The organism is Billgrantia aerodenitrificans (genome assembly GCF_021404405.1).
GTDB classification, from domain to species: Bacteria; Pseudomonadota; Gammaproteobacteria; order Pseudomonadales; family Halomonadaceae; genus Halomonas; species Halomonas aerodenitrificans.
On sequence record NZ_JABFTV010000002.1, the window covers coordinates 266,316 to 287,308 of the forward strand.

The 20,993-nt window shown below is 59.3% G+C and carries 19 protein-coding genes; 9 read left to right on the top strand and 10 right to left on the bottom strand.

Annotated features, from left to right (window positions below; all coding sequences use genetic code 11):
• From HOP59_RS04490 to HOP59_RS04500, 3 genes are all read left to right on the top strand, one after another.
• On the top strand, positions 1-699 hold the full coding sequence (locus tag HOP59_RS04490) for a 4Fe-4S dicluster domain-containing protein (RefSeq protein ID WP_276574022.1): 699 nt from the start codon (positions 1-3) through the stop codon (positions 697-699).
• Positions 700-714: 15 nt separating this feature from the next.
• Positions 715-1,665 carry a dimethyl sulfoxide reductase anchor subunit family protein gene (locus HOP59_RS04495; protein ID WP_234250360.1) on the top strand — a complete coding sequence of 317 codons (951 nt, stop codon included), beginning with the start codon at positions 715-717 and terminating at the stop codon, positions 1,663-1,665.
• Between the two features lie 66 nt (positions 1,666-1,731).
• Complete coding sequence (locus tag HOP59_RS04500; protein ID WP_234252977.1) at positions 1,732-3,567, top strand: SLC13 family permease; 1,836 nt, start codon at positions 1,732-1,734, stop codon at positions 3,565-3,567.
• A gap of 20 nt (positions 3,568-3,587) precedes the next feature.
• On the opposite strand, the gene HOP59_RS04505 is transcribed toward HOP59_RS04500, so the two are convergent.
• Both HOP59_RS04505 and HOP59_RS04510 read right to left on the bottom strand, forming a co-directional pair.
• Positions 3,588-3,776 carry a hypothetical protein gene (locus HOP59_RS04505; RefSeq protein WP_234252978.1) on the bottom strand — a complete coding sequence of 63 codons (189 nt, stop codon included), beginning with the start codon at positions 3,774-3,776 and terminating at the stop codon, positions 3,588-3,590.
• Between the two features lie 190 nt (positions 3,777-3,966).
• The gene (locus HOP59_RS04510; protein WP_234252979.1) at positions 3,967-4,788 is read right to left on the bottom strand and encodes an IclR family transcriptional regulator; all 822 of its coding nucleotides are present in this window, start codon (positions 4,786-4,788) and stop codon (positions 3,967-3,969) included.
• 232 nt (positions 4,789-5,020) lie between these two features.
• Between HOP59_RS04510 and xsc the strand changes: the two genes are divergently transcribed.
• The 3 genes from xsc to HOP59_RS04525 all read left to right on the top strand — a co-directional run bounded on the left by xsc (position 5,021) and on the right by HOP59_RS04525 (position 8,730).
• On the top strand, positions 5,021-6,838 hold the full coding sequence (gene xsc, locus HOP59_RS04515; protein WP_234252980.1) for a sulfoacetaldehyde acetyltransferase: 1,818 nt from the start codon (positions 5,021-5,023) through the stop codon (positions 6,836-6,838).
• Positions 6,839-6,938: 100 nt separating this feature from the next.
• Positions 6,939-7,979, top strand: coding sequence for a phosphate acetyltransferase (gene pta, locus HOP59_RS04520; RefSeq protein ID WP_234252981.1), 1,041 nt, complete (start codon positions 6,939-6,941; stop codon positions 7,977-7,979).
• Positions 7,980-7,983: 4 nt separating this feature from the next.
• On the top strand, positions 7,984-8,730 hold the full coding sequence (locus HOP59_RS04525) for a sulfite exporter TauE/SafE family protein (protein ID WP_234252982.1): 747 nt from the start codon (positions 7,984-7,986) through the stop codon (positions 8,728-8,730).
• 19 nt (positions 8,731-8,749) lie between these two features.
• On the opposite strand, the gene HOP59_RS04530 is transcribed toward HOP59_RS04525, so the two are convergent.
• From HOP59_RS04530 to HOP59_RS04545, 4 genes are read right to left on the bottom strand one after another with little or no spacing between them, the layout of a single operon-like run.
• Positions 8,750-9,127 (bottom strand): Lin0512 family protein, encoded by a 378-nt coding sequence (locus tag HOP59_RS04530; protein WP_234252983.1) that lies wholly within the window; start codon positions 9,125-9,127, stop codon positions 8,750-8,752.
• Positions 9,120-9,473, bottom strand: coding sequence for a Lin0512 family protein (locus tag HOP59_RS04535; protein ID WP_234252984.1), 354 nt, complete (start codon positions 9,471-9,473; stop codon positions 9,120-9,122). Before HOP59_RS04535 ends, HOP59_RS04530 begins: the two co-directional genes overlap by 8 nt.
• 24 nt (positions 9,474-9,497) lie before the next feature.
• A complete protein-coding gene (locus HOP59_RS04540; RefSeq protein WP_234252985.1) occupies positions 9,498-11,231 on the bottom strand; it encodes a cobaltochelatase CobT-related protein in 1,734 nt (577 codons plus the stop codon).
• Positions 11,228-12,208 (bottom strand): AAA family ATPase, encoded by a 981-nt coding sequence (locus HOP59_RS04545; RefSeq protein WP_234252986.1) that lies wholly within the window; start codon positions 12,206-12,208, stop codon positions 11,228-11,230. The genes HOP59_RS04540 and HOP59_RS04545 overlap by 4 nt, the downstream gene beginning before the upstream one ends.
• A gap of 330 nt (positions 12,209-12,538) precedes the next feature.
• On the opposite strand from HOP59_RS04545, the gene thiO reads away from it, so the two are divergent.
• Positions 12,539-13,678 (top strand): glycine oxidase ThiO, encoded by a 1,140-nt coding sequence (gene thiO / locus HOP59_RS04550; RefSeq protein ID WP_234252987.1) that lies wholly within the window; start codon positions 12,539-12,541, stop codon positions 13,676-13,678.
• A gap of 20 nt (positions 13,679-13,698) precedes the next feature.
• Positions 13,699-15,138 (top strand): NAD(P)/FAD-dependent oxidoreductase, encoded by a 1,440-nt coding sequence (locus HOP59_RS04555; RefSeq protein ID WP_234252988.1) that lies wholly within the window; start codon positions 13,699-13,701, stop codon positions 15,136-15,138.
• A 48-nt stretch (positions 15,139-15,186) separates the two neighbouring features.
• Here HOP59_RS04555 and HOP59_RS04560 read toward each other — a convergent pair whose 3' ends face one another.
• The 4 genes from HOP59_RS04560 to HOP59_RS04575 form a co-directional block, all read right to left on the bottom strand.
• On the bottom strand, positions 15,187-15,945 hold the full coding sequence (locus tag HOP59_RS04560; RefSeq protein ID WP_234252989.1) for an IclR family transcriptional regulator: 759 nt from the start codon (positions 15,943-15,945) through the stop codon (positions 15,187-15,189).
• Positions 15,946-16,035: 90 nt separating this feature from the next.
• Complete coding sequence (locus tag HOP59_RS04565; protein WP_234252990.1) at positions 16,036-17,313, bottom strand: TRAP transporter large permease; 1,278 nt, start codon at positions 17,311-17,313, stop codon at positions 16,036-16,038.
• 11 nt (positions 17,314-17,324) lie between these two features.
• Positions 17,325-17,885: a TRAP transporter small permease gene (locus HOP59_RS04570; RefSeq protein ID WP_234252991.1), complete on the bottom strand. Its 561-nt coding sequence runs from the start codon at positions 17,883-17,885 to the stop codon at positions 17,325-17,327.
• A 15-nt stretch (positions 17,886-17,900) separates the two neighbouring features.
• Positions 17,901-19,127, bottom strand: a complete 1,227-nt coding sequence (locus tag HOP59_RS04575) for a TRAP transporter substrate-binding protein (protein WP_234252992.1) — start codon at positions 19,125-19,127, stop codon at positions 17,901-17,903.
• A 214-nt stretch (positions 19,128-19,341) separates the two neighbouring features.
• On the opposite strand from HOP59_RS04575, the gene HOP59_RS04580 reads away from it, so the two are divergent.
• Positions 19,342-20,973 carry a GMC family oxidoreductase gene (locus HOP59_RS04580; protein ID WP_234252993.1) on the top strand — a complete coding sequence of 544 codons (1,632 nt, stop codon included), beginning with the start codon at positions 19,342-19,344 and terminating at the stop codon, positions 20,971-20,973.
• Positions 20,974-20,993 lie beyond the last annotated feature (20 nt).

A 20,993-nucleotide genomic window follows, 5' to 3' on the forward strand; every position in this document is an offset into this window, starting at 1 on the left:
ATGAAACTCGGCCTGGTCATCGATACGGATACCTGCGTGGGCTGCCATGCATGCGTCGTTGCCTGCAAGCAATGGAATACCTCGGGCACCCTGGGTCCGCTGACCGACTACCAACCCTACGGGAAAGAGCCCAGCGGCGTGGCGTTCAACCGGGTGCGCACCTACGAAGTGGACACCTACCCGAACAACAAGACCATCAATATGCCGATGTCGTGCATGCACTGCGAGACGGCGGATTGCGTCACGGTGTGCCCCACTGGCGCCTCCTTCAAGCGCGCGGAGGACGGCATCGTGCTGGTCGATCAGGACAAGTGCATGGGCTGCAACCTCTGCGCCTGGGCGTGCCCCTATGGCGCTCGCGAGTTGGACGAAGCCGTCGGGACCATGAAGAAGTGCACCCTCTGCGTGGACCGGATTTACGACGAGCAGTTGCCCGAGGCCGAGCGGCAGCCGGCCTGCGTGATCACCTGTCCCACCAGTGCACGCACCTTCGGCGACCTGGACGACCCGGATTCCCAGGTGAGTCGCCTGGTGCGTGAGCGCAACGGCTATCAGTCCATGCCGGAGCTGGGCTACAACCCGGTCAATCACTACCTGCCCCCGCGCCACAAGCCGCACGCCGAGACCACGCCCGGGGCATCGCTGCCATCGCTCACCGAGCGCTTCAAGAGCTGGCTGGACAAGGCCGTCGTCCGTTAACAGGAGGAGCAATCCATGCATCCCGCGCTGTCTGTCATCTTCTTCACCGTGGTCTCCGGCGCCGGTTTCGGCCTGGTGATTCTCACCGCTGGCCTGGGCGTGCTGGGTGGCGTGCCAGGGCTGGGTGCGACCGGCATCCTCACCGCCCTCCTCGTGGGGGTCGTGCTGGCCACAGCCGGGCTGATGGCCTCGACGCTGCACCTGGCGAATCCCAGGAATGCCTGGCGCGCCTTCTTCCGCTTCCGCACGTCCTGGCTTTCGCGGGAGGCCGTGTTCTCGGTGCTCTTCTATCCTTGCGTAGCCCTATACATGTTTGGTCTGTGGCGGACGGACGGGGCACATGGAATCGGCATGAGCCTGGTGGGTCTGCTGGTACTGTTGCTCGCCCTGGCCACCGTTTTCGCCACCGGCATGATCTACGCCAGCCTGCGCACCATTCCCCAGTGGAACAGTCCCCTGGTGCCGACCAACTACCTGCTGCTCAGCCTGGCTTCCGGCGCAGTCCTGTTGACCGGATTGACCGTTGCCTTCGGCGAGCCTCCGGCCGTGGCGGCCACGCTGGCCCTGGTACTGCTGGTCACCGCCGCCATGGCCAAGGCGGTGTACTACTTCTGGATCGGCAAGCCCCAAGGACCGACCATCAATACGGCCGTCGGCCCGACACGTGCCCGGATCAAGATCCTGGAGTCAGGCCAGAGCAGCGACAGCTTCCTGAATCGTGAGTTCAGCTACGAGGCGGCCGCGGAGAGGATCCTTCGTCTGCGCCTGGTGGTGTACCTGTGCGCTTTCCTGCTGCCATTCGTGCTGCTGGTCCTGCTGCTGGGCACGGACGGGGCGGCACTTTCCCTGGCACTGGCGCTGGTGGCACCGGTGCTGTTGATGGTGGGCTTGCTGGCAGAGCGCTGGCTGTTCTTTGCCGAAGCACGGCATGTGGTCAATCTGTTCTATGGCCGACAGCAGTGCTGAAGCGCTGGGTTCGGCCCGGTGCTGGGCCGCACCTGGCTACTCTTGAATGTCCGGGATAACAGTGCAATGGAGCCAACCCTCACTCTGACGTCGCCGATGGTCGCCGTGCTCTTGATCCTGGGCTTCACCATCTACCTGTTCGTGTCCGAGATTGTGCGCATCGATGTTGCCGCTGTCTCCGTCATGGTGCTGCTCGGCTTGTTGGGCATGGTGCCTGGTCTCGATGGGCTTTCGGATCCACAAACCCTGTTCGACGGCTTTGCCAGTAATGCGGTGATTTCCATCATCGCCGTCATGATCATAGGGGCAGGGCTGGACAAGACCGGCATCATGAGCCGCTTGGCCAACGTGATCATGCGGGTCGGCGGCACGACCGAGCCACGCATTATCCCGCTCGTTTCCGGCACGGCAGGGGTGATCTCGAGTTTCATGCAGAACGTGGGGGCCGCGGCGCTCTACATCCCCGTCGTTTCGCGCATCTCGGGGCGCGCAGGCCTGCCCATGTCACGGCTCCTGATGCCCATGGGGTTCTGCGCCATCCTTGGCGGCACCCTGACCATGGTGGGCTCGAGCCCGCTGATACTGCTCAACGATCTCCTGCCGGATGGCATGGAGCCCTTCGGCCTTTTCGACGTGACGCCGGTTGGCCTGGCACTGCTGGCGTCCGGCATCCTTTACTTCGTGCTGTTCGGCCGCCTGGTGCTGCCGCTCACCAACGGAAAGGGCAGCAGTGAAAGCGTGATCGGCTACTACCAGCGAGTCTACGGGCTTGACCTGATGATCCGTGAGGTGCGAGTCGACGAGCAACATCTCATCGCCGGCAGGACGATTGCCGATCTGGAACGCGGAAGTGGCGTCGTGGCCGTGGCAACCTTCATGAACAGCGAGCTTCGCGTGGGCCCCTGGCTTGGTCTTACGATCGAGCCCGGTGCACGTATCGCGCTCCTTGGGCATGCTGCGGAGCTCAAGTCCTTCGAGCAGCGTGCCGGCTTGACGTTAATGGAACTCGATGTGCTGGCTGATGCCCTGGCACCTGAACGGTCGGGCATCGCCGAGGTCGTGATTCCGCCACGCTCGGGGCTGATCGGGAAAAGTGTCAGGGAAATCGCCATGCGCAAGACTTACGGGTTGTCTGTCTTGTGCATCCACCGTAGCGGTGAGACGCTGCAGACCGAAATTCGAGACTTACCCTTGGCAGCGGGTGATGTCCTGGTCTCACATACCCGATGGGATAGCTTGCTCAGGCTCGAGCAGGATCGCGACTTCGTGGTGATGACAACCGACTATCCCCGTGAGGAGCTGCGTCCCAAGAAAGTGCCTTCGGCGCTGCTGTTCTTCTTCATTGCGCTGGGTCTGATTGTGTTCACCGACCTACGCCTCTCGGTGGCACTGCTCACGGGAGCTCTGGGAATGATTCTGTCAGGTGTGCTCAGCATCGATGAGGCCTACGAGGCGGTAAGCTGGAAGACCGTGTTTCTGCTGGCGAGCCTGATACCCCTCGGTGCAGCGGTTGAGAATACCGGCACCGCCGCCTGGATAGCCCAGGCCACCTTGGTCAACCTAGGAGATGTCTCGCCCTGGGTACTGCAGGCCGTCATTGCCGTGCTGGCGACGTTCTTTACCCTGGTGATGTCGAATGTCGGGGCGACCGTCCTGCTGGTACCACTTGCGGTTAACATTGCTGTTGCGGCGCAGAGTGTGGGGATGGACGCAGACCCCCGTATCTTCGCCCTGACGGCGGCAATAGCTACCTCTAACTCGTTTCTGATCCCGACCCACCAGGTGAACGCACTGATCATGGGGCCGGGGGGCTATCGCGTGCTGGACTATATGAAAGCGGGCGGCGGCATGACGATCCTTTTCCTGATCGTCTCGATGGTAATGCTCAATATCGTGTATTGAGCCAAGCTGCTGCTCAGCTGTCAGCCGGCGGCAATAGCCAAGGGAGTCTCCTGCACAGGGGCAGTCTCTGTGGCTTTGAGTTTCGAGGTTGGCTCGTCCAATTCTGTCCCTTGGCTATCGAGCTGCGCCTGCAGGGCTGCAAGGGTCAGCTGGAGAAAAAGAATTCTCTCCTGCAGCTCACGCCGGTTGGGTTTTGCATAGAGTGTCATGTGGCTTCTCCCGGTCGGACGCTTGGGTCGCATCGACGTTTACCAAGAGAAGCATACGAGGGGGCATGGTTGTGATAAAGGAATAAATAATCAAGTATCTATTCGCTTTTGACATAAGCATCGTGGCGCCATGTCAGCCTCCGGCAGATGCAGCCAAGGGCAAGGTGCGTATCTGAGCTCCAGCTTGGCGTCAGGTGCCTGAGCTTGAGATGGGTTCTCCCTGCGCCATGGCATCCTTGTCAATGGCGGCAATCGCAGCAGCAGCCCTTTCCAGCGCCGGCAGGTGCCGAAGTGCCTGTTCGCGTGTCATGCGCATTACCGGTGCCTGGATGGCAATGCCGAGGTTGGAGCGGCCCTTGGGATTGGGCGCCAGCATCGCAATGCAGATCAGGCCAGGCAAGAATTCCTCATCATCGAAGGCATAGCCATTCTGCTGCACGGACTCGATTTCGGTCTCAAGGGCGTCGATGTCCGTCAAGGTATTGCTGGTGAAAGCCTTGAGTGACGTCATTTCCAACAGGCGCCGACGCTGCGCTGCGCTCATCTGGGCCAGGAAGAGCTTGCCGCTGGCTGAGCAGTGAACTGGCACACGCGATCCCGGGTGCAGATAGAAGCGCAATGCCTCTGAGGTTTCGACGCGATCGAGGTATAGCACCTCCCCCCCGGAGAGAGCGGTGATATTGCAACTCTCGCCGACCTCTTCCACCAACTGCTTCAGCACCGCATGACGAGCGCCATGCACCGTATCGTTTAGCAGCAGGTTCTCTGCCAGGCGGCGAAGCCGGGTGCCCTTGCTGTAGTGCCGATTGTCGGCTTCACGCTGGAGCATGCCGGAGCTTTCGAGCTGCTGCAGCATGCGGTGCAAGGTCGGTTTCGGCAAGCCGGTCTCTTCGACCAGGTTCTGCAACGTAAAGAACTGATCCTTCTCGGCAATCACCTCCAGCAGGGCCAGCAGCCGCTGTGCTGGAGTTTCGCCGTCTAGCTTGCTGATCTCGGTTTTCGTGCGCGTCATGGCCTGTCTCCCTGTTGCTGCAAACTTACTCCGTTTCTGAAAAAAAATCAATTTGTACCGAATTGTGGAACTTTATCTATTGACTCTGTAGCCGAGGCCGGCTAGCTTTCCCTTGGGTTTCGTAATTCGGAACTAATCATACCAAAAAATAACCTTAGACCGTTTCTGGCACTACCCACCAGCCGGGACGCTTCAACCACAAAGCAAAGCGGCAATCGCCGTGGAGGATCCGATGAGCACAGACAATGTCGATAACCGCCCGGTCGTGCAGGGCAAGCAGAAGATGACCCCCTCGGAGGCCTTCGTCGAAACCATGGTTGCCAACGGCGTGACCGACATGTTCGGCATCATGGGCTCGGCGTTCATGGATGCCATGGACATCTTCGCCCCGGCCGGCATCCGACTGGTCCCGGTGGTTCACGAACAGGGCGCCGCCCATATGGCCGACGGCTATGCACGGGTTTCCGGTCGCCACGGGGTGGTGATCGGCCAGAATGGTCCAGGCATCTCCAACTGTGTAACCGGCATCGCTGCGGCCTACTGGGCACACAGCCCGGTGGTGATCGTGACTCCCGAGGCGGGCACCAACGGTATCGGTCTGGGTGGCTTTCAGGAGTGTCACCAACTGCCTATGTTCCAGGAGTTCACCAAGTACCAGGGCCACGTGACCCATCCAGCGCGCATGGCCGAGTACACTGGCCGCTGCTTCGATCGCGCCCTGTCGGAAATGGGGCCGACCCAGCTGAACATCCCGCGCGATTACTTCTACGGAGAGATCGAGTGCGAGATCCCCGCACCGTCGCGTCTTGATCGCGGCCCCGGCGGCACCAAGAGCCTGGATGAAGCAGCCGAGCTGTTGGCCAACGCCAAGTTCCCGGTAATCGTTTCCGGTGGCGGGGTGGTCATGGCCGATGCCGTGGAGGAGTGCAAGGCGCTGGCCGAGCGCCTGGGCGCGCCGGTGGTCAACAGCTATCAACACAACGACTCCTTTCCGGCCAGCCACCCGCTGTGGTGTGGACCGCTGGGTTACCAGGGTTCCAAGGCAGGCATGAAGTTGATCTCGCAAGCCGATGTGGTAGTGGCGCTGGGTACCCGACTGGGGCCGTTTGGCACGCTGCCGCAGCACGGCATGGACTACTGGCCGAAGGACGCAAAGATCATCCAGATCGATGCCGACCACAAGATGCTGGGGCTGGTGAAGAAGATTGCCGTGGGCATCTGTGGTGATGCCAAGGCCGCGGCGGTGGCCTTGAGCGAGCGGCTGGCCGGGCGCGACCTGGCTTGCGACACCACCAAGGCGCAGCGCCTCGACACGATTGAGTCGGAAAAGGCTGCCTGGGAGCAGGAGCTGGACGAGTGGACCCATGAGAAGGATCCGTTCAGCCTTGATGCGATCGACGAAGCCAAGGGTGAGAAGCCGTTCTCCGGTGGCGAATACCTGCACCCGCGCCAGGTATTGCGTGAACTCGAGAAGGCAATGCCCGAAGACGTGATGGTTTCCACCGACATCGGCAATATCAATGCAGTGGCTCACAGCTACCTGCGCTTCGATAAGCCGCGCAGCTTCTTCGCTCCCATGAGTTTCGGCAACTGCGGCTATGCGCTGCCGACCATCATGGGTGCCAAGGCGGCGGCCCCGCACCGCCCGGCGATCGCCTACGCCGGTGACGGCGCCTGGGGTATGAGCTTGATGGAAACGATGACGGCGGTGCGCCATGACATCCCGGTGACCGCAGTGGTGTTCCACAATCGCCAGTGGGGTGCGGAGAAGAAGAACCAGGTGGAGTTCTACAACCGTCGCTTCGTGGCCGGCGAGCTGGACAACCAGAGCTTCGCCGAGATTGGCCGAGCGATGGGGGCGGAAGGCATTACGGTGGATCGTCTGGAGGATGTGGGTCCGGCGCTGAAGAAGGCGGTCGATATGCAGATGAATGAAGGCAAGACCTGCATCATCGAGATCATGTGCACCCGGGAACTGGGCGATCCGTTCCGTCGCGATGCCCTCAAGAAGCCGGTGCGGCTGCTGGAGAAGTATCAGGACTACGTATAACAAAGACCTGTTCAGTGGATGTGGTCTTCCCCCGGGGGCGCCCGGGGGCTTTTTCACTGGCTTGCCGGTGGCGCATAGCCCCGGAGGGGAGGCAACAGACATGAAGGCACTGAAGCGCATCATCGAGCGTGCCCGCCGCTCACCGCGACGTATCGTGCTCTGTGAGGGAGAGGATGACAGGGTACTGCGAGCCGCAGTCCGGGCAGCAGAGGATGGAATCGCACGGATAATGCTGGTGGGTGATCGGCAGCGCATGGCGGCGGTAGCGGCAAGACATGGGCTCGACGTGGCCGCCCTGGACCTGATCGACCCCAGTGATTCTCTGCTGACCGAAGACCTGGCGGGGGTGCTCTATGAGCTTCGGCGCAAGCGTGGCATGACACCGGAGGAGGCTATGGCGGTAGTGCAAGAGCCGCTGTGCTTCGCCAACTTGCTGGTGCGGCAGGGCCACGCCGACGGCTGCGTGGCCGGGGCAGTGCATACCACCGCCGATGTGGTGCGTACAGCAATTCAGGTCATCGGTGTGGATACGTCCTACAAGCTGGTTTCCAGCTTCTTCCTGATGATGCTGTGCAAGCCTTTCCATAACCTGAAGGGCGGCATGATCTTCTCGGATTGCGGCCTGGTAATAGATCCTGATGACGAACAGCTGGCCGATATCGCCATGGCGGCGGCTTCGAGTGCAGAGTCTCTGCTGGGTGAGGAGCCGAGGGTGGCAATGCTGTCTTTTTCGACAAGTGGCAGTGCGACGCATGGCAATGTGGAAAAAGTGGTCAGTGCTGCACGGCGTGTCAAGGCGCGGCGTCCGGCCTTGGCCATTGATGAGGACGTCCAGCTCGATGCCGCCATCGTTGCCGAGATTGCCGAGCGAAAGCTGCCCGACTCGCGAGTGAAGGGCAATGCCAATGTGTTGGTCTTTCCTAACCTGGAGGCTGGGAATATCGGCTATAAACTGGCCGAGCGCATCGGTGGAGCGGAGGCGATCGGGCCGTTGCTTCAGGGACTGGCCAAACCGGCGAACGACCTGTCGCGTGGCTGCAGTGCCAGTGATATCTATCATGTCATTGCAGTCACCTGCGTTCAGGCACTGGCGGCTGAGGCGCGCACGGAAACGGAAGGCAGAGCAGTAGCAGGAAACTGATGTCGTGGAGCCTGGGCTGCTTCTGCACTTTCTCGCTGTCGCCGCACTGGCCGGCTATTTTCACACTGTCACCGGGTTTGGGCTCGGCATCATTGTCATGGGGGCCACCAGCGGTTTAGGGATGTTGTCGGTGGCTTCTGTCGCGGCGGTTATCAGCCTGATGATGCTGGTCAACTGCCTTGTTGCCCTGCCCGGAAGGCTGAAGTACGTCCACTGGCGATCGGTATGTGCGGCCGGGCTAGGCATCGTGCCAGCGATCCTGCTGGGGGTGCTGCTGCTCGATTACCTCGAAGAAGGAGCCACCGCCTGGCTCCGGGTCATGCTTGGCCTGGTCATCATTTATTGTGGGGTCAGTCTCTTCCTTGAGCCAAGCCGTCGCCAGGGCCTTTCATCCCCGCGAAGCTTCGCCCTCTTTGGAGGGGCATCCGGCTTTCTGGGCGGTCTGTTCGGCATTGCGGGGCCACCGTTGATCTATCACTGCTATCGTCAGCCTATCGAGCTGGTACGCATCAGCAGTATGCTGATCGTGCTGTTCTCGCTCACTTCGGCCGTGCGCACCCTGTTCATTGCCGTACAAGGGCAGCTAAATGCAGACATTCTGCTGCTGACGGCCTGGTCTATCCCTGTCATTGCGGTCTCAACCTTCGTCGGGCGACGCTTTCCACCGCCGATTCCCATGAAGCTGCTGCGCCAGGGGATCGTCCTGTTTCTGGTAGTCGTTGGCCTCCGGTTGATCTTCAGTGCTGGGTAGAGCGATAGCAATGGACGGGTCAGTGATTGGCGTCCCGGCACAGCCGCCACTCTTTGGTGGCAATGGGTAGCAGAGCCGCGATCGCTGCCGTGGCTATCACATGTGTCGTGGCACTGTCCGGATCGTGCACGTTCAGGCCCCCGTGCACGACCTTGACTTCAGCCTGGCCTCGGGGCAGCTCGGCGGCGACCACGTTGGCATCGACCCGCCCGGGCTGCTGCACGCCGATGGTGACCTGCACACGCATCGCACGGTGGTCGATACCCAGCGACTTGAACAGCACCAGAGAGGAATGATGCAGCGCATCCTGTACCGCTCGGCAGGCGGCCTTGGTGTAATCCTCACCATACAGGTCGTTGCCGGTCCCCATCTCGAGAATGATCCGTCGCTCAGTCATGACTTGGCTCCATGTCGAACGAGACAACGATGGCGGCATTGGCGATCACGCTGCGACCGCTGCCGTCAGGCTTGGTAACGTCCAGCCCTCCCTTGACCAACCTGATGGTGGGCTGCCCGTAGGGAAAGATTGAAAGCAACTGGGCCATGTCGACCGCATCAGGTTGCTGTATGCCAATCTCGACATCGACCAGCATGGCCTCCTTGGGAAAGCCGAAAGCATCGGCAACATTGAGTGAGTTGTGCCACAAGGCATCGCGAATTGCCCTGGCTGCGGCAGCGGTATAGTCCTGGCTGCGAATCGAGGTGCCCATGCCGAATTGATGCACCATGCGTGTCTTGGCCATGAAAAGTCTCCCGTTGAGCAAGCGTCAGCGCCGATGGCGACCGCCGATCAGCTCCACGATCTCGTCGAACAGCCGGGTATCCAGGGCCTCGTTCATATCGGTAGCCAGGCAGCGACGATAGAAGGGGCTGAGATCGAGGCCGACACCCAGGCCAAGGATTTCCACCTGGCCCTCACGAGAGCGCCGGGCCACGACCTCCTTGAGATGGTTGTCCAGATAGTAGGCATCATTGACCAGGTTAGTGGCGCTATCCGACGGGGAACCGTCGGAGATCACCAGCAAGATGCGTCGCGTCTCGGGGCGGGTGAGCAGGCGTTCGCAGGCCCAATCCACCGCTTCGCCATCGATGCCCTCGCGGAAGAGGTCGGGCTTGAGCAGGGCGGCTATTTCGTTGCGGGCGCGCCGCCAGCTGCGGTTGGCATCCTTGAATATCAAGTGGCAAGCCTCGCTCACGCGCCCAGGATGGCGCGGGCGACCTTGGCTCATCCATGCCTGATAGGCACGTCCACCGTTCCAGGCTCCGGTGGTAAAGCCGAGCAGCTCGGTACTCGCACCGATCATTTCCAGAGCGCGGATCAGGCTCTCGGCCATCATCGTGACGGGCAGGATGTGGTGCTTCATGGAACCCGAGCAGTCGATCAGCAGCGTCACGGCACAGTCGGTGCCGAGCTTTACCTGCTCGCGGTAGAACAGGCGGCGTTCGGTGGGCGAGCTGACCAACTGGGCGAGGCGCCGGCCGTCGATGCGTCCCTCCTCCTGGCCAAAGTCCCAACCGTCATTGCGTGGTTCACAGAGTACGCTGCCGAGCCGTCGGGCAAGGCGGGGCAGGTTGATCGCCTGTTCTGAGGTCGCCTGGTCCAGCCGCTCTCGGTTTTCGCGCAGCAAGGCGCGACGTACCAAGCTACCGGCATGCACTTCCCGATCGAATCGGGTGGTAAAGACACGGTAGAGAAGTGCGCTCTCCTCGAAGGCCTTGCTGTGGCCGGTGGGCGCCGTGGCGACTCCCTCTTCGTTTGCGTCGCTTTCCTCGAAATCGAGCAGCAAGGCGAAGGCGGCGGTGGCCTCCTGTTCCTCCTCGGCAGGATCGTCGTCATCCGGGGCGTTAGCCCGCTCGGCGCGAACTCGCTCACCAACGATCCGGGCAATGGCCAGGGCGTGCTCGGAATAGGCCCCTTGGTCGTGACGGTATCGCCGCAACCCAGCCAGGGATGTGCCCAACTCGCCTACCAGAGCGGCGCGAGTGGCTTCGATATAGTCCTCGGTCTCTTCCAGCACCGGGCGGGAGTGCAGTCTCGACCAGCACATCTGGGCCACGGTATAGAGCAGGATGCCTATGCTGCCCTCGGTCAAGCCGGAACGGTAGAACGCCCGCGACCAGCTCTCGAAGCGATGCCTGAGGTTATCGGACATGCCAGGCATGTCCCGGGGAGCGTGGGTTTCCACCCGCAATTGCTCGAGCAGCTCGAAGACCAGCCGCTCGACCGGATCGACAGGGCAAAGGCGACGATGACGTTGCGCATCGGAATGAAGCAGGCGCAGCGCCATGCCATCGGCAGCGCCGCGACAGTCGGCGAAATCATCCTCTGCCGGGTCGATCCTCAGGTGAGGGGCGTGAGTCGGCAGCCGTGCCTCGCCTCGGTAGAGGCGCTGCCCGCGGTAGTGCAGGCTGGCTTGTCCGGTTATGGCGCGCAGGCTGGCTGCGCACAGCTCCTCGATCCGCTGCTGACGGCGCGCCTGTTGCTGGGCGCTGGCTGTCATGACAGATCGGCCTCGTGTACCCATGAGTCTTCCAGCTCTTCCCCGAAGCAACGCTGGTAGTACTCGGCGACGATCGGGCGCTCGGCTGCGTCGCACTTGTTGAGGAAGGAAAGACGAAAGGCGAGGGCGGGATTGCGGAAGATTTCGCAGTTTTCCGCCCAGGTAATCACCGTGCGCGGCGACATCAGCGTGGAAAGGTCGCCGGCAGCGAAGCCCTGGCGGGTAAGGTTGGCGACCGCCACCATGGAGGCGATGAGCTGGCGGCCCTTTTCATTATCCTTGGCGGGAACACGGCTCAGTACGATGGCGGCTTCCTCGTCACGGGGCAGGTAGTCAAGCTTGGCGACGATATTCCAGCGGTCGATCTGCGCATGATTGAGGACCTGAGTGCCCTGGTACAAGCCGGTCAGGTTGCCGAGCCCTACGGTATTGGCAGTAGCGAATAACCGGAAGTCAGGATGGGGATGGATCACTCGGTTCTGGTCGAGCAGAGTGAAGTGTCCCTCCCGCTCGAGGATACGCTGGATGACGAACATGACGTCGGGGCGCCCTGCGTCGTACTCGTCGAAGATCAGTGCCACCGGACGCTGCAGCGACCAGGGTACGATGCCTTCCTGGAATTCGGTGACCTGCACGCCGTCGCGCATCACGATGGCATCCTTTCCCACAAGGTCGAGGCGGCTGATATGGCCGTCCAGGTTGACCCGCAGGCAGGGCCAGTTCAGGCGGGCAGCGACCTGCTCGATATGGGTTGACTTGCCCGTGCCGTGCAGCCCCTGGACCATCACCCTGCGGTTGCGCGTGAAGCCAGCCAGTATCGCCAGGGTCACATCGGGGTTGAAGCGGTAGGCGTCGTCGACTTCGGGCACATATTCGTCGCGTTGGCTGAAGGCAGGTACCTGCAGCTCGCTGTCGATGCCGAAGAGCTCGCGAGCCGACATCAGGGTATCGGGCCTGGCATTCTTGAGATCTGTCATTGCTGCCTCCTGGGTTCGTCCAGGGCTGATCGGTGTGGCACGGTCGGTAAGGCTCTTGAGAGCAAACGATACCGTGGGTGTTTCTAGGATACATTGGTTTCTTAAAATCAATCAAATGGTACCGTTTTTTGAAACAAAACCGTTGACGCCTTCGTTTGGGGAGCCTAGATTGCTGGTATGTACCGAAACTCGGAACCCAGCTTTTCTAAAAACGATATGTGGCCTCTGGGATATGAGTCCTGTGGCGGGTCAGGCATGCCGGCGGACAATCGAATCGGTGACTCGAGTATGATGATCTACGGCAGGCAATATTGAAGGGAGGACGCGTCCATGCAGGACGTCTTGATCATTGGCGGCGGCGTTATCGGCATGATGACCGCCTGGCAGCTGGCCGAGGCTGGCCAGTCGGTTACCTTGCTGGAACGACGGCAATGCGGCCAGGAAGCGTCTTGGGCCGGCGGCGGCATCGTCTCGCCCCTCTACCCCTGGCGCTACAGCGAGCCTGTCTCGAGCCTGGCACGTTCTGCCGAGCGCGAGTATCCGCAACTGGCCGCCAGGCTCTTGGCGGAGACCGGTATCGATCCTGAGTATCGCAAGGAGGGGTTGCTCTATCTGCGTGTCGATGATGGTGATCACGCCTTCGAATGGGCACGCCAGGTTGGCAAGCCGCTTGAAGCGGTGGGTGCCGATTTCATTTATGCCAAGGAGCCCTGGTTGGCTGAGGGCTTTACCTCCGGGCTATGGATGCCCACTTTGGGCAGCATTCGCAATCCACGGCTGTGCCAGGCCCTGCGGGCGCGGCTCATGGCCATGCAGGAGGTGACGCTGGAAGAGGGCGTCGAGGTCGAGAGAGTGGTCGTTGAGGATGGGCGTGTCAGTGGCGCCGTGACTTCCTGCGGCTATCGCCCTGCAGCCCAGGTGGTGCTGTGTGGCGGTGCATGGAGTGGCGAGCTTCTCGCTCAGCTCGGCCAGTCGCTCCCGGTGCGCCCGGTCAAGGGCCAGATGATGGTGTTTCGTACCTCGCCGATGCCCGCCGGCAGGCAGTTGCTCGAGCGGGTCGTGCTGGCCGACGGGCGCTACTTGATACCACGCGGGGACGGGCGGGTATTGGTCGGCTCGACTCTCGAGGAGGTCGGCTTCGACAAGACACCCACTGACGAGGCGCGTGAATCGCTACGCAGGAGTGCCTTGGCCATGGTGCCTGCTCTGGCCGAATGTCCTATCGAACAACACTGGGCCGGGCTCAGGCCAGCAGCACCTGAAGGCATCCCTTTCATCGGGGAGCTGCCAGAGATACAGGGGCTGTTCGTCAATGCCGGGCACTATCGCAATGGCCTGGTGCTGGCACCGGCTGCGACGAGGCTGATGGTCGACCTGCTGATGGGCCGGCCGACCGAGATCGACCCTGCCCCCTTTCAGCCTGCGCTTCGATTGGCGATAGATGGCGAGCCAGTTGCGGTTACGGCGTGACAACCCACAGGGAGTCGAGCATGGTGACAACCGACAATGCATCCCTGACATTCCAGGCACCCGGCACGGCGCCGCTGCGGCCTTACGATCCGACCTACGATCCGCTGCGACACCCGACCCCCGGCCATGGCTGCGATTATGCCGCGACCTATTGGGTCGCCACGGCCGGGGAGCCACCGGCCGATGACGGTCCTGTGAGCCAGGACATTGACGTCGACGTGGTCATTATCGGGGCAGGCTTGACCGGCCTCTCGACCGCCATCTTTCTTGCCAAGGAGTATGGTATTCGTGCCACGGTGCTGGAAGCCAACCGCGTCGGCTGGGGTTGCAGCATGCGTAACGGTGGGCAGGCCCAGTGCAATCCGGGGCAACTCAAGCGTTCCGAGTGGATAGATCGCTATGGGCTCGAGATGGCATTGCGGCTACATGCAGAATGCCGCGAGGGGATGGAAACCTTCAAAGGGTTGATCGAAGGGATCGAGTGTGAGCCCCAGCACAGCGGCCATCTGTTGATTGCACACCATGAAAAGGCGTTGCCGGAGCTTGAGCAGGAAGCGGAGCTACTGCGCAAGGTGTTCGACTATCAGGTCCAGCTGCTGGATGCCGAAGCGGTCAAGCGCGACTGGGTGGGGGATCAGGAGGCGGCAGGCGCCATGCGCGAGCCTGAAGGCATCGGGATCCATCCGGGCAAACTGGCTTTTGGCTATCTCGAGAAGGCAAGATCGCTGGGAGCTCGGGTGCACCCCTTGAGCCCCGTAGAGGGATGGACCACACAGGGCGACGTACACCACTTGAAGACTCCGGGGGGCGTGGTCAAGGCACGGGCAGTCGCCATCGCAACGGGGGGCTATACTTCACCCTCGTTGCATGACTATATCCGCAGTCGGCTGTTGCCGATTCTTTCAAACACCTTTGTTACACGGCCGCTTTCGCAAGAGGAGATCGAGGCCTGCGGGTTCAGATCCCATGGCATCATCACCGACACCCGTATCTTGCGAAATTACTATCGGCTCTTGCCGGATAGGCGCCTGCAGTTTGGAAGCCGCAGCGCCATCACCGGGCGTGATGCGCCAAGCCAGAGGCATGAAGACAAGCTGGTGGAAGGGATGCTGCGCAAGTTTCCTGCACTTGAAGGTGTCCGGCTGGACTACTCCTGGTGGGGGTGGGTCGATGTCAGTCACGACATGATGCCTCGGGTACATAGGCCCGATCCGCAGCAATGCGTTTTCTATGCTCTGGGCTATGGCGGGAATGGGGTGATGTATTCGGCACAGGCGGGTAAACGGATGGCCCAATGGATCGCCGGCGATGCCCAGTATGTGGACCTCCCCATCTATGCTTCCCAGCTACCGTTTCCCAATGTGCAAGGCCTTTTCGAAACGCGAGCCCTCGCTCCTTTCCAGCGCCTGGGTCAGCGCTGTCTCTATCACTGGTATCATTGCAAAGATGATGTTCTTTAACGCAGCCGTCTTGGTTAGGGCGTTTATCCTCAATGCTCCTTGAAACTACTACAGGGTTTCTTCCATTTCAGCAGCAATTTGGCGCATCAGCGGGATCCACTCCTTGAGCGATTCAATGGAGTGACGGAGACGCGGGGCATGAATCGCCAGGGTGGCCTGGACATGCCCTAGTCGATCGTAGATGGGCACTGCGATCGCCACCATGCCTTCGATGAACTCCTCATTATCAGTACTGAGCTGATCTCTGGCGATCTGACTGAGTTGCTCCTCTAGGGCAGCTCTAGAAGTGAGCGTGTAGGGAGTGTAGGCCTCCAGGGACAGGCTCGATAACAACCCCCTGCGCCTAGGGGGAGGCGTCAGGGCTAGCAACAGTTTTCCACTGGCAGTGCAATGCAGCGGCAAGCGAGAGCCGGGTGCAAGCTGAATGCGAACCGGCCAGTTGGTCTCCACGCGATCGTAGTAGAGCACCTCATGACCATCAAGCAAGGTAAGGTTGCAGGTTTCTCCAACTTCCTTGGCTAGGCGCTCGAGCAGCATGCGACGCGGTGCCTTGAGCGATTCGTTGGCCAGTATGCCCATGGCCATCCTATGCAGCCTGGGGCCGGGCAGTAGGTGGCGGCCATCCAGATCACGTGTGATCAAGCTTTGATCTTCAAGCTGCTTCAATAGACGATGAATCGTTGGCTTGGGGATGTCCAGCCGTTTATCGAGGTCCGCGGCAGTGATACTACTGTCGGCAGTGGCGATCTCCTCGAGCAAGCGGATGGCGCGAACCTGCGTCGTATTCGTCGATGTGTCTTTGGGCATGAGCTTTGCTTCCTTACAGCGAGCATCCTGGGGCGCTGAGCCCGATGATAGCGCAACAGACCCTTGCGGGTCTGCTTGCGGCGAACTCCATCATAAATTGACAAGGAACATGGAAAGTGGGGCCCATAGCGAAATTGCGATCCAGCAGAGTATCAATGCAAAGAAATATGGCATGACAAACCTCACCAGTTTGACATAAGGAATTCCAGTGACGCTGCTTGCCACATACAGGTTAAGTCCGAATGGTGGTGTGATAAAGCCAATGGCGGCTCCAACCAGAAAGATCACGGCAAAGTGAATAGGATCAATGCCAATGCTCTGGGCAATGGGGGCAAGAATTGGTGCGAGAATAATGGTAACAGGCAGGCTTTCAAGAATCATGCCGGCCATAAGAATGATCAGCATGCATGCAATAAGTACGGTGTAGTACCCGCCTAGTCCCGTGAGAAGGCTGTTCAACATAGGGCCGATGCCGAGGACGGAAAGAAGTTGCTGCATGACCACAGAAACAGCGATCAAGGGTGCCAGCATGCCGGCGATCTGGCCTGAGCGAAGCATAATGGAGGGCAGTCGAGTTAGGCTGATCTCTCGTGTGATAAGCAGGCCGCATATCAAGGTAAAGCCAACGGTAATGGCTGCTGCCTCAGTGGGTGAAAACTTGCCGGAATAGATGCCATATAGCACGACGCCAATGGTGGCAAAACCCAGGTAGGCTCTAGCCGCAAAGCCGACACTTTTCTTGGCGCTGAAGGAGCTCAACTTGCCCCAGCCATGACGCCGTGCCACTAGGTGGCAGGCGATCATCATGCCCAGCACCATCATGGCACCGGGAATCATGCCTGCGATGAAGAGATCGCTGATCGACAGGTTCATCATGAACCCGTAGACGATGAAGATGATGCTGGGCGGGATAATGATCCCGACGGTTCCACCGGAGGCCGCGGTGGCCGCTGCAAAGCGTCCATCGTAACCATTGTTCTTCATTTCTGGCTGCATGATTGAACCGATGGTAGCGGTGGTTCCTGCGTTGGAGCCAGAAATGGCGGCAAAGAGGCCGCAGGCCCCCAATGTTGCCATTCCCATGCCACCGCGCAGCCAACCAAGTACCGAGTAGGCGAAATCTGATAATCGCTTGGCTATCCCTGCTGCGTTGATCAGGTCGCCAGTAAGAATAAACAATGGCAGTGCGAGAAGTCCAAAGAAGCTCAGCCCCTGGAACAAGGTGACTCCAATATTAGCCAGGGTGAAGTCTATAATGATGCTGACACCTACCACCCAGAAACCAATAACCAGAAAAACTGGAACACCAAGCAGGAAGAACAGAGTGACACCTAGTGTCACCAGGCCAATCAAGGCGCCATCAGTCATGATGCCCTCCTTTAATCCATTATCGCTGGCGAAAGATTGAAAGACTCATTTCGCTTGAAGCGGAGACAATCCTCAACCAGGTTTTGCAAAACACGAAAGATGAGGAGTGTCCACGCCAGCGGAGTGGCCAGATAAAACCACCACTGCATAATGTTGTCCGTTCCGGCAACGGTTGCGAAATTAAAGTGTGCGATCTTGACTTGCGCTGTAGTGAAATATATGACGATTATTCCAAAAACAATCCACAGTATCGCATCTAGTATTTGGCATAAGAACTGCCCTTTGTAGGGCAGTCGCATGCGAATTTCATTGAGTGATAGGTGAGTGCGCTTCTTTACATTAAGAGAAGCACCAAACCAAGTTAACCAAAGAAATAGTAAGACAGGTATGCTGGTACTCCAGGGTGCCTGTAGACCGAAAAAGAATCGACGAATGACTTCCACGAAGATGATGCCGGCCATCCCTGAGTAGGAAATCAATATGATGACCTTCTCAAGATTCTCATCGAGCCACTTCAAGGGCATCAAAAGCTTCGCAGCTAGGGTGCTATTTGCCGGAGTTGAGTGAGACATGGCGTTTCCCTCAAGTTACCCGCGCCACCAGCGCTGAGGCTTGACGTTCACGGCGGCGAGGTCGCGAGGTATCTCGCGTGCAATACCATGAATTTCCTTGTAAATATCAATACCGCCAGCCCAGTCGTTAAGCCGCTCACGCCAGCGCTCCCAAGGCTGGGGGTTGAATTCGGGCGAGCACATTTGCTCTGCCTTTTGGCGCTCTTCATCGGAAAGGGGGGCAACACGGACATTGTGCTCGGCAAAAACGGTACCTGGTGCCGGGTGCTCGGTCGCTCCAACGATCTGGTACCGCCCCGCTTCATTCATGCCCTGGGTGAAGATCTGCGCACAGTAGGCGGACTCCATGACTTGATCCTGAAGGTCGCTTTCCAGCTTATTAAAGGCATCCAGGCTCATGGCGGTGTGCTCGGTTCCAGCGAAAAAGCGTAGATCGACGGCTTGGGAAACAACCGGGGCCATACCGGCGTAAGCCACGGCACTCATCCAGGTCTCGGCACCGTCGAGCAGGCCTTGGCGAAGGCCGTCGAGAGTTTCTTCCCAGGCAATGGGAGATGGGTTGAGGTTCAGTTGTTCCATGGCGATCCGACCCATCTGAGTGCCAGTGACTCGATTTCTGGTGCCAGCAAGTTCTTCAATACTGGTCACAAGCGGCTTATTTTCCCACTTCCGGCCCAGCATGATTCCACGCAGGTCACAATGCGTGAAGAGGAATTGCAAATTATGGCGCTGGCGCAGTGGCTCTCTCAACAGTGCTTCGCTGCGAGGGTCATAGAAGAAATGGAACATTGATGCCACGGTCGGAAACATGTAAGCGAAGTCAAGGACGTTGAGGTAAGGGGCTCCTCCCGCCGAGTTCTGCGTCGAAGCGGAAAACATGTCGACGATGCCTTGTTGGGTCTGGCTAACGCAGTCCAACTGGTTGCAGACCTCATTGCTTCCCAGGAACTCCACACGGATTGCTCCGTTGGTCCGCTCTTCAAGGTCTCGTGCAAAGAACAGCTGTCCTGACTTCTGAATATCGAGGTTTCGCTCGTTGAAACCAGCTGCACCAAAGCGAAGGCGGTGCTTGGGTTCGGATTGATAGCGGCGTTGTTGTTCCTGGTCTGCGGCACGGGCCAAGGTGCTGGCTGTAAGGCCGGCACCGAGCCCAGAGGCTGCAATGAGGGTGGATGTCAGGCCGAAGCGTCCCGAGATATGTAGAAAATCCCGGCGAGATACATTACCAATTGGCGATTTCATGAGCAGGCTCCCGTGTTTGATTGGATTTGTGCTGGGGTTCTCACTTGCCATGGCTCAAGCCACGGCCGATAGCATGATGGCGTGCTAAGTACCAATTTAGGATCGACCGTTTCTTCGGTCAAGAGAAAATGAGACAAAAAATATCAATATTGTAAATTAATGCTTTATAGGATATTATTAGTGAGATACATAGTCTCATATTCGGTATCTTGTCATGAAATCAACTGCTTACGAGAATGCGGCCTTTGACTACATCGTCGTGGGGGCTGGATCGGCAGGCTGCGTACTCGCAAACCGGCTCAGTGAGGATCCTGGCATAAAGGTTCTGCTGCTCGAGGCTGGTGGTTCCGACTGGAACCCTTGGCTTCATGTTCCCGTTGGCTATTTCAGGACCATGCATAACCCTTCTACCGACTGGTGCTATCTCACCGACCCTGACAGGGGAATCAATGATCGCCGCCTCCAATGGCCACGCGGCAAGGTGCTTGGAGGCTCCAGCGCGCTCAATGGGCTTCTTTACATCAGGGGGCAACGGGAGGACTACGATGATTGGGCGAGGGCAGGCAATTCAGGGTGGGACTATGAATCCGTCCTGCCGTACTTCAAGAAGTCCGAATGTCAGTCTCGCGGTGAAAACGCTTATCACGGCGTAGATGGACCCCTTCACGTGTCTGATCTGCGTCTGAAGCGCGAGATTGCCGATCGGTTTATAGAGGCCGCCAAGACGGTGGGAATTCCTCAGAACGATGATGTCAACGGTGCACGGCAGGAGGGGGTGGGATATTTTCAGCAAACCGCACACAAGGGGCTTCGCTGCAGTGCGGCAAAGGCGTTCCTGAAGCCGGCATTGAATCGACCGAACCTGACGCTCATCAAGCGAGCGCACTGCCTCCGCCTATTGTTGGAAGAGAAGAGCGTGGTAGGGGTCGAGTACGAAGAAAATGGTAGAGTGCATCAGGCTTTGACTCGTCTAGAGGTGATTCTGAGCAGTGGGGCGATAGGCTCACCACAAATCCTGCAATGCTCCGGTATCGGTAACCCTGAACATCTGCAACGTGTTGGCCTCCCTTGCCGGCATGAGCTGCCTGGTGTGGGGGAAAATCTGCAGGACCACTTGCAAGTCAGGTTGGTTTTCAAGACACGCTGTCGAACGCTGAATGACGAAGTTCGTCACCCCTTGCGTAAGCTGGCGGTAGGTGCACAGTACCTGTTCTCCCGAACCGGTCCACTGACACTCGCTGCAAGCCAAGTTTGTATCTTTACCCAGTCAAGGGAAGGCCTGGAGCGCCCTGACATCCAGTTCCACATGCAGCCTCTGAGTGCCGATAAGCCGGCTGAAGGCGTTCACCCCTTCTCGGCATTCACCTCATCGGTTTGCCAACTGCGGCCACATAGCCGCGGATACGTACGAGTCACCAGCCTAGATCCCAAGAAGTACCCTTCGATTCAGCCAAATTATCTGAGTGCTGAGGAAGATTGCCGAGTGGTCGTGAATGCTATCAAGGTGGCGCGCAAGATTGCGGCCGCCAAGCCGCTCGCAGAGGTGATCACGGAAGAATATATCCCCGGTGAGGCATATGCCTCAGACCGGGAGTTGCTGGAGGCAGCGCGCCAATACAGCCAGTCAATCTACCATCCGGCGGGTACCTGTAAGATGGGGCATGATGACCTGGCAGTAGTGGATGACGAGCTGCGTGTCCACGGCCTGAAAGGGTTGAGGGTGGTCGATGCATCTATCATGCCCACCATTGTCTCGGGCAATACCAATGCACCGACCATCATGATTGCCGAAAAGGCGGCTGACTTGATCAAGGCGGCTCAAGCTCAGCAAGCCCGAGCCTCCTGAGTATTTGCAGCCCATCGATG

Bases quoted from the DNA above. Each gene is read 5' to 3' on its own strand.
- HOP59_RS04495 (WP_234250360.1), top strand. From the start codon at position 715: ATGCATCCCGCGCTGTCTGTCATCTTCTTCACCGTGGTCTCCGGCGCC.
- HOP59_RS04505 (WP_234252978.1), bottom strand. From the start codon at position 3,776: ATGACACTCTATGCAAAACCCAACCGGCGTGAGCTGCAGGAGAGAATT.
- HOP59_RS04565 (WP_234252990.1), bottom strand. From the start codon at position 17,313: ATGACTGATGGCGCCTTGATTGGCCTGGTGACACTAGGTGTCACTCTG.
- HOP59_RS04545 (WP_234252986.1), bottom strand. From the start codon at position 12,208: ATGACAGATCTCAAGAATGCCAGGCCCGATACCCTGATGTCGGCTCGC.
- HOP59_RS04500 (WP_234252977.1), top strand. From the start codon at position 1,732: ATGGAGCCAACCCTCACTCTGACGTCGCCGATGGTCGCCGTGCTCTTG.
- HOP59_RS04530 (WP_234252983.1), bottom strand. From the start codon at position 9,127: ATGACTGAGCGACGGATCATTCTCGAGATGGGGACCGGCAACGACCTG.
- HOP59_RS04555 (WP_234252988.1), top strand. From the start codon at position 13,699: ATGGTGACAACCGACAATGCATCCCTGACATTCCAGGCACCCGGCACG.
- thiO (WP_234252987.1), top strand. From the start codon at position 12,539: ATGCAGGACGTCTTGATCATTGGCGGCGGCGTTATCGGCATGATGACC.
- pta (WP_234252981.1), top strand. From the start codon at position 6,939: ATGAAGGCACTGAAGCGCATCATCGAGCGTGCCCGCCGCTCACCGCGA.
- xsc (WP_234252980.1), top strand. From the start codon at position 5,021: ATGAGCACAGACAATGTCGATAACCGCCCGGTCGTGCAGGGCAAGCAG.
- HOP59_RS04540 (WP_234252985.1), bottom strand. From the start codon at position 11,231: ATGACAGCCAGCGCCCAGCAACAGGCGCGCCGTCAGCAGCGGATCGAG.
- HOP59_RS04570 (WP_234252991.1), bottom strand. From the start codon at position 17,885: ATGTCTCACTCAACTCCGGCAAATAGCACCCTAGCTGCGAAGCTTTTG.
- HOP59_RS04490 (WP_276574022.1), top strand. From the start codon at position 1: ATGAAACTCGGCCTGGTCATCGATACGGATACCTGCGTGGGCTGCCAT.
- HOP59_RS04535 (WP_234252984.1), bottom strand. From the start codon at position 9,473: ATGGCCAAGACACGCATGGTGCATCAATTCGGCATGGGCACCTCGATT.
- HOP59_RS04510 (WP_234252979.1), bottom strand. From the start codon at position 4,788: ATGACGCGCACGAAAACCGAGATCAGCAAGCTAGACGGCGAAACTCCA.
- HOP59_RS04560 (WP_234252989.1), bottom strand. From the start codon at position 15,945: ATGCCCAAAGACACATCGACGAATACGACGCAGGTTCGCGCCATCCGC.
- HOP59_RS04575 (WP_234252992.1), bottom strand. From the start codon at position 19,127: ATGAAATCGCCAATTGGTAATGTATCTCGCCGGGATTTTCTACATATC.
- HOP59_RS04580 (WP_234252993.1), top strand. From the start codon at position 19,342: ATGAAATCAACTGCTTACGAGAATGCGGCCTTTGACTACATCGTCGTG.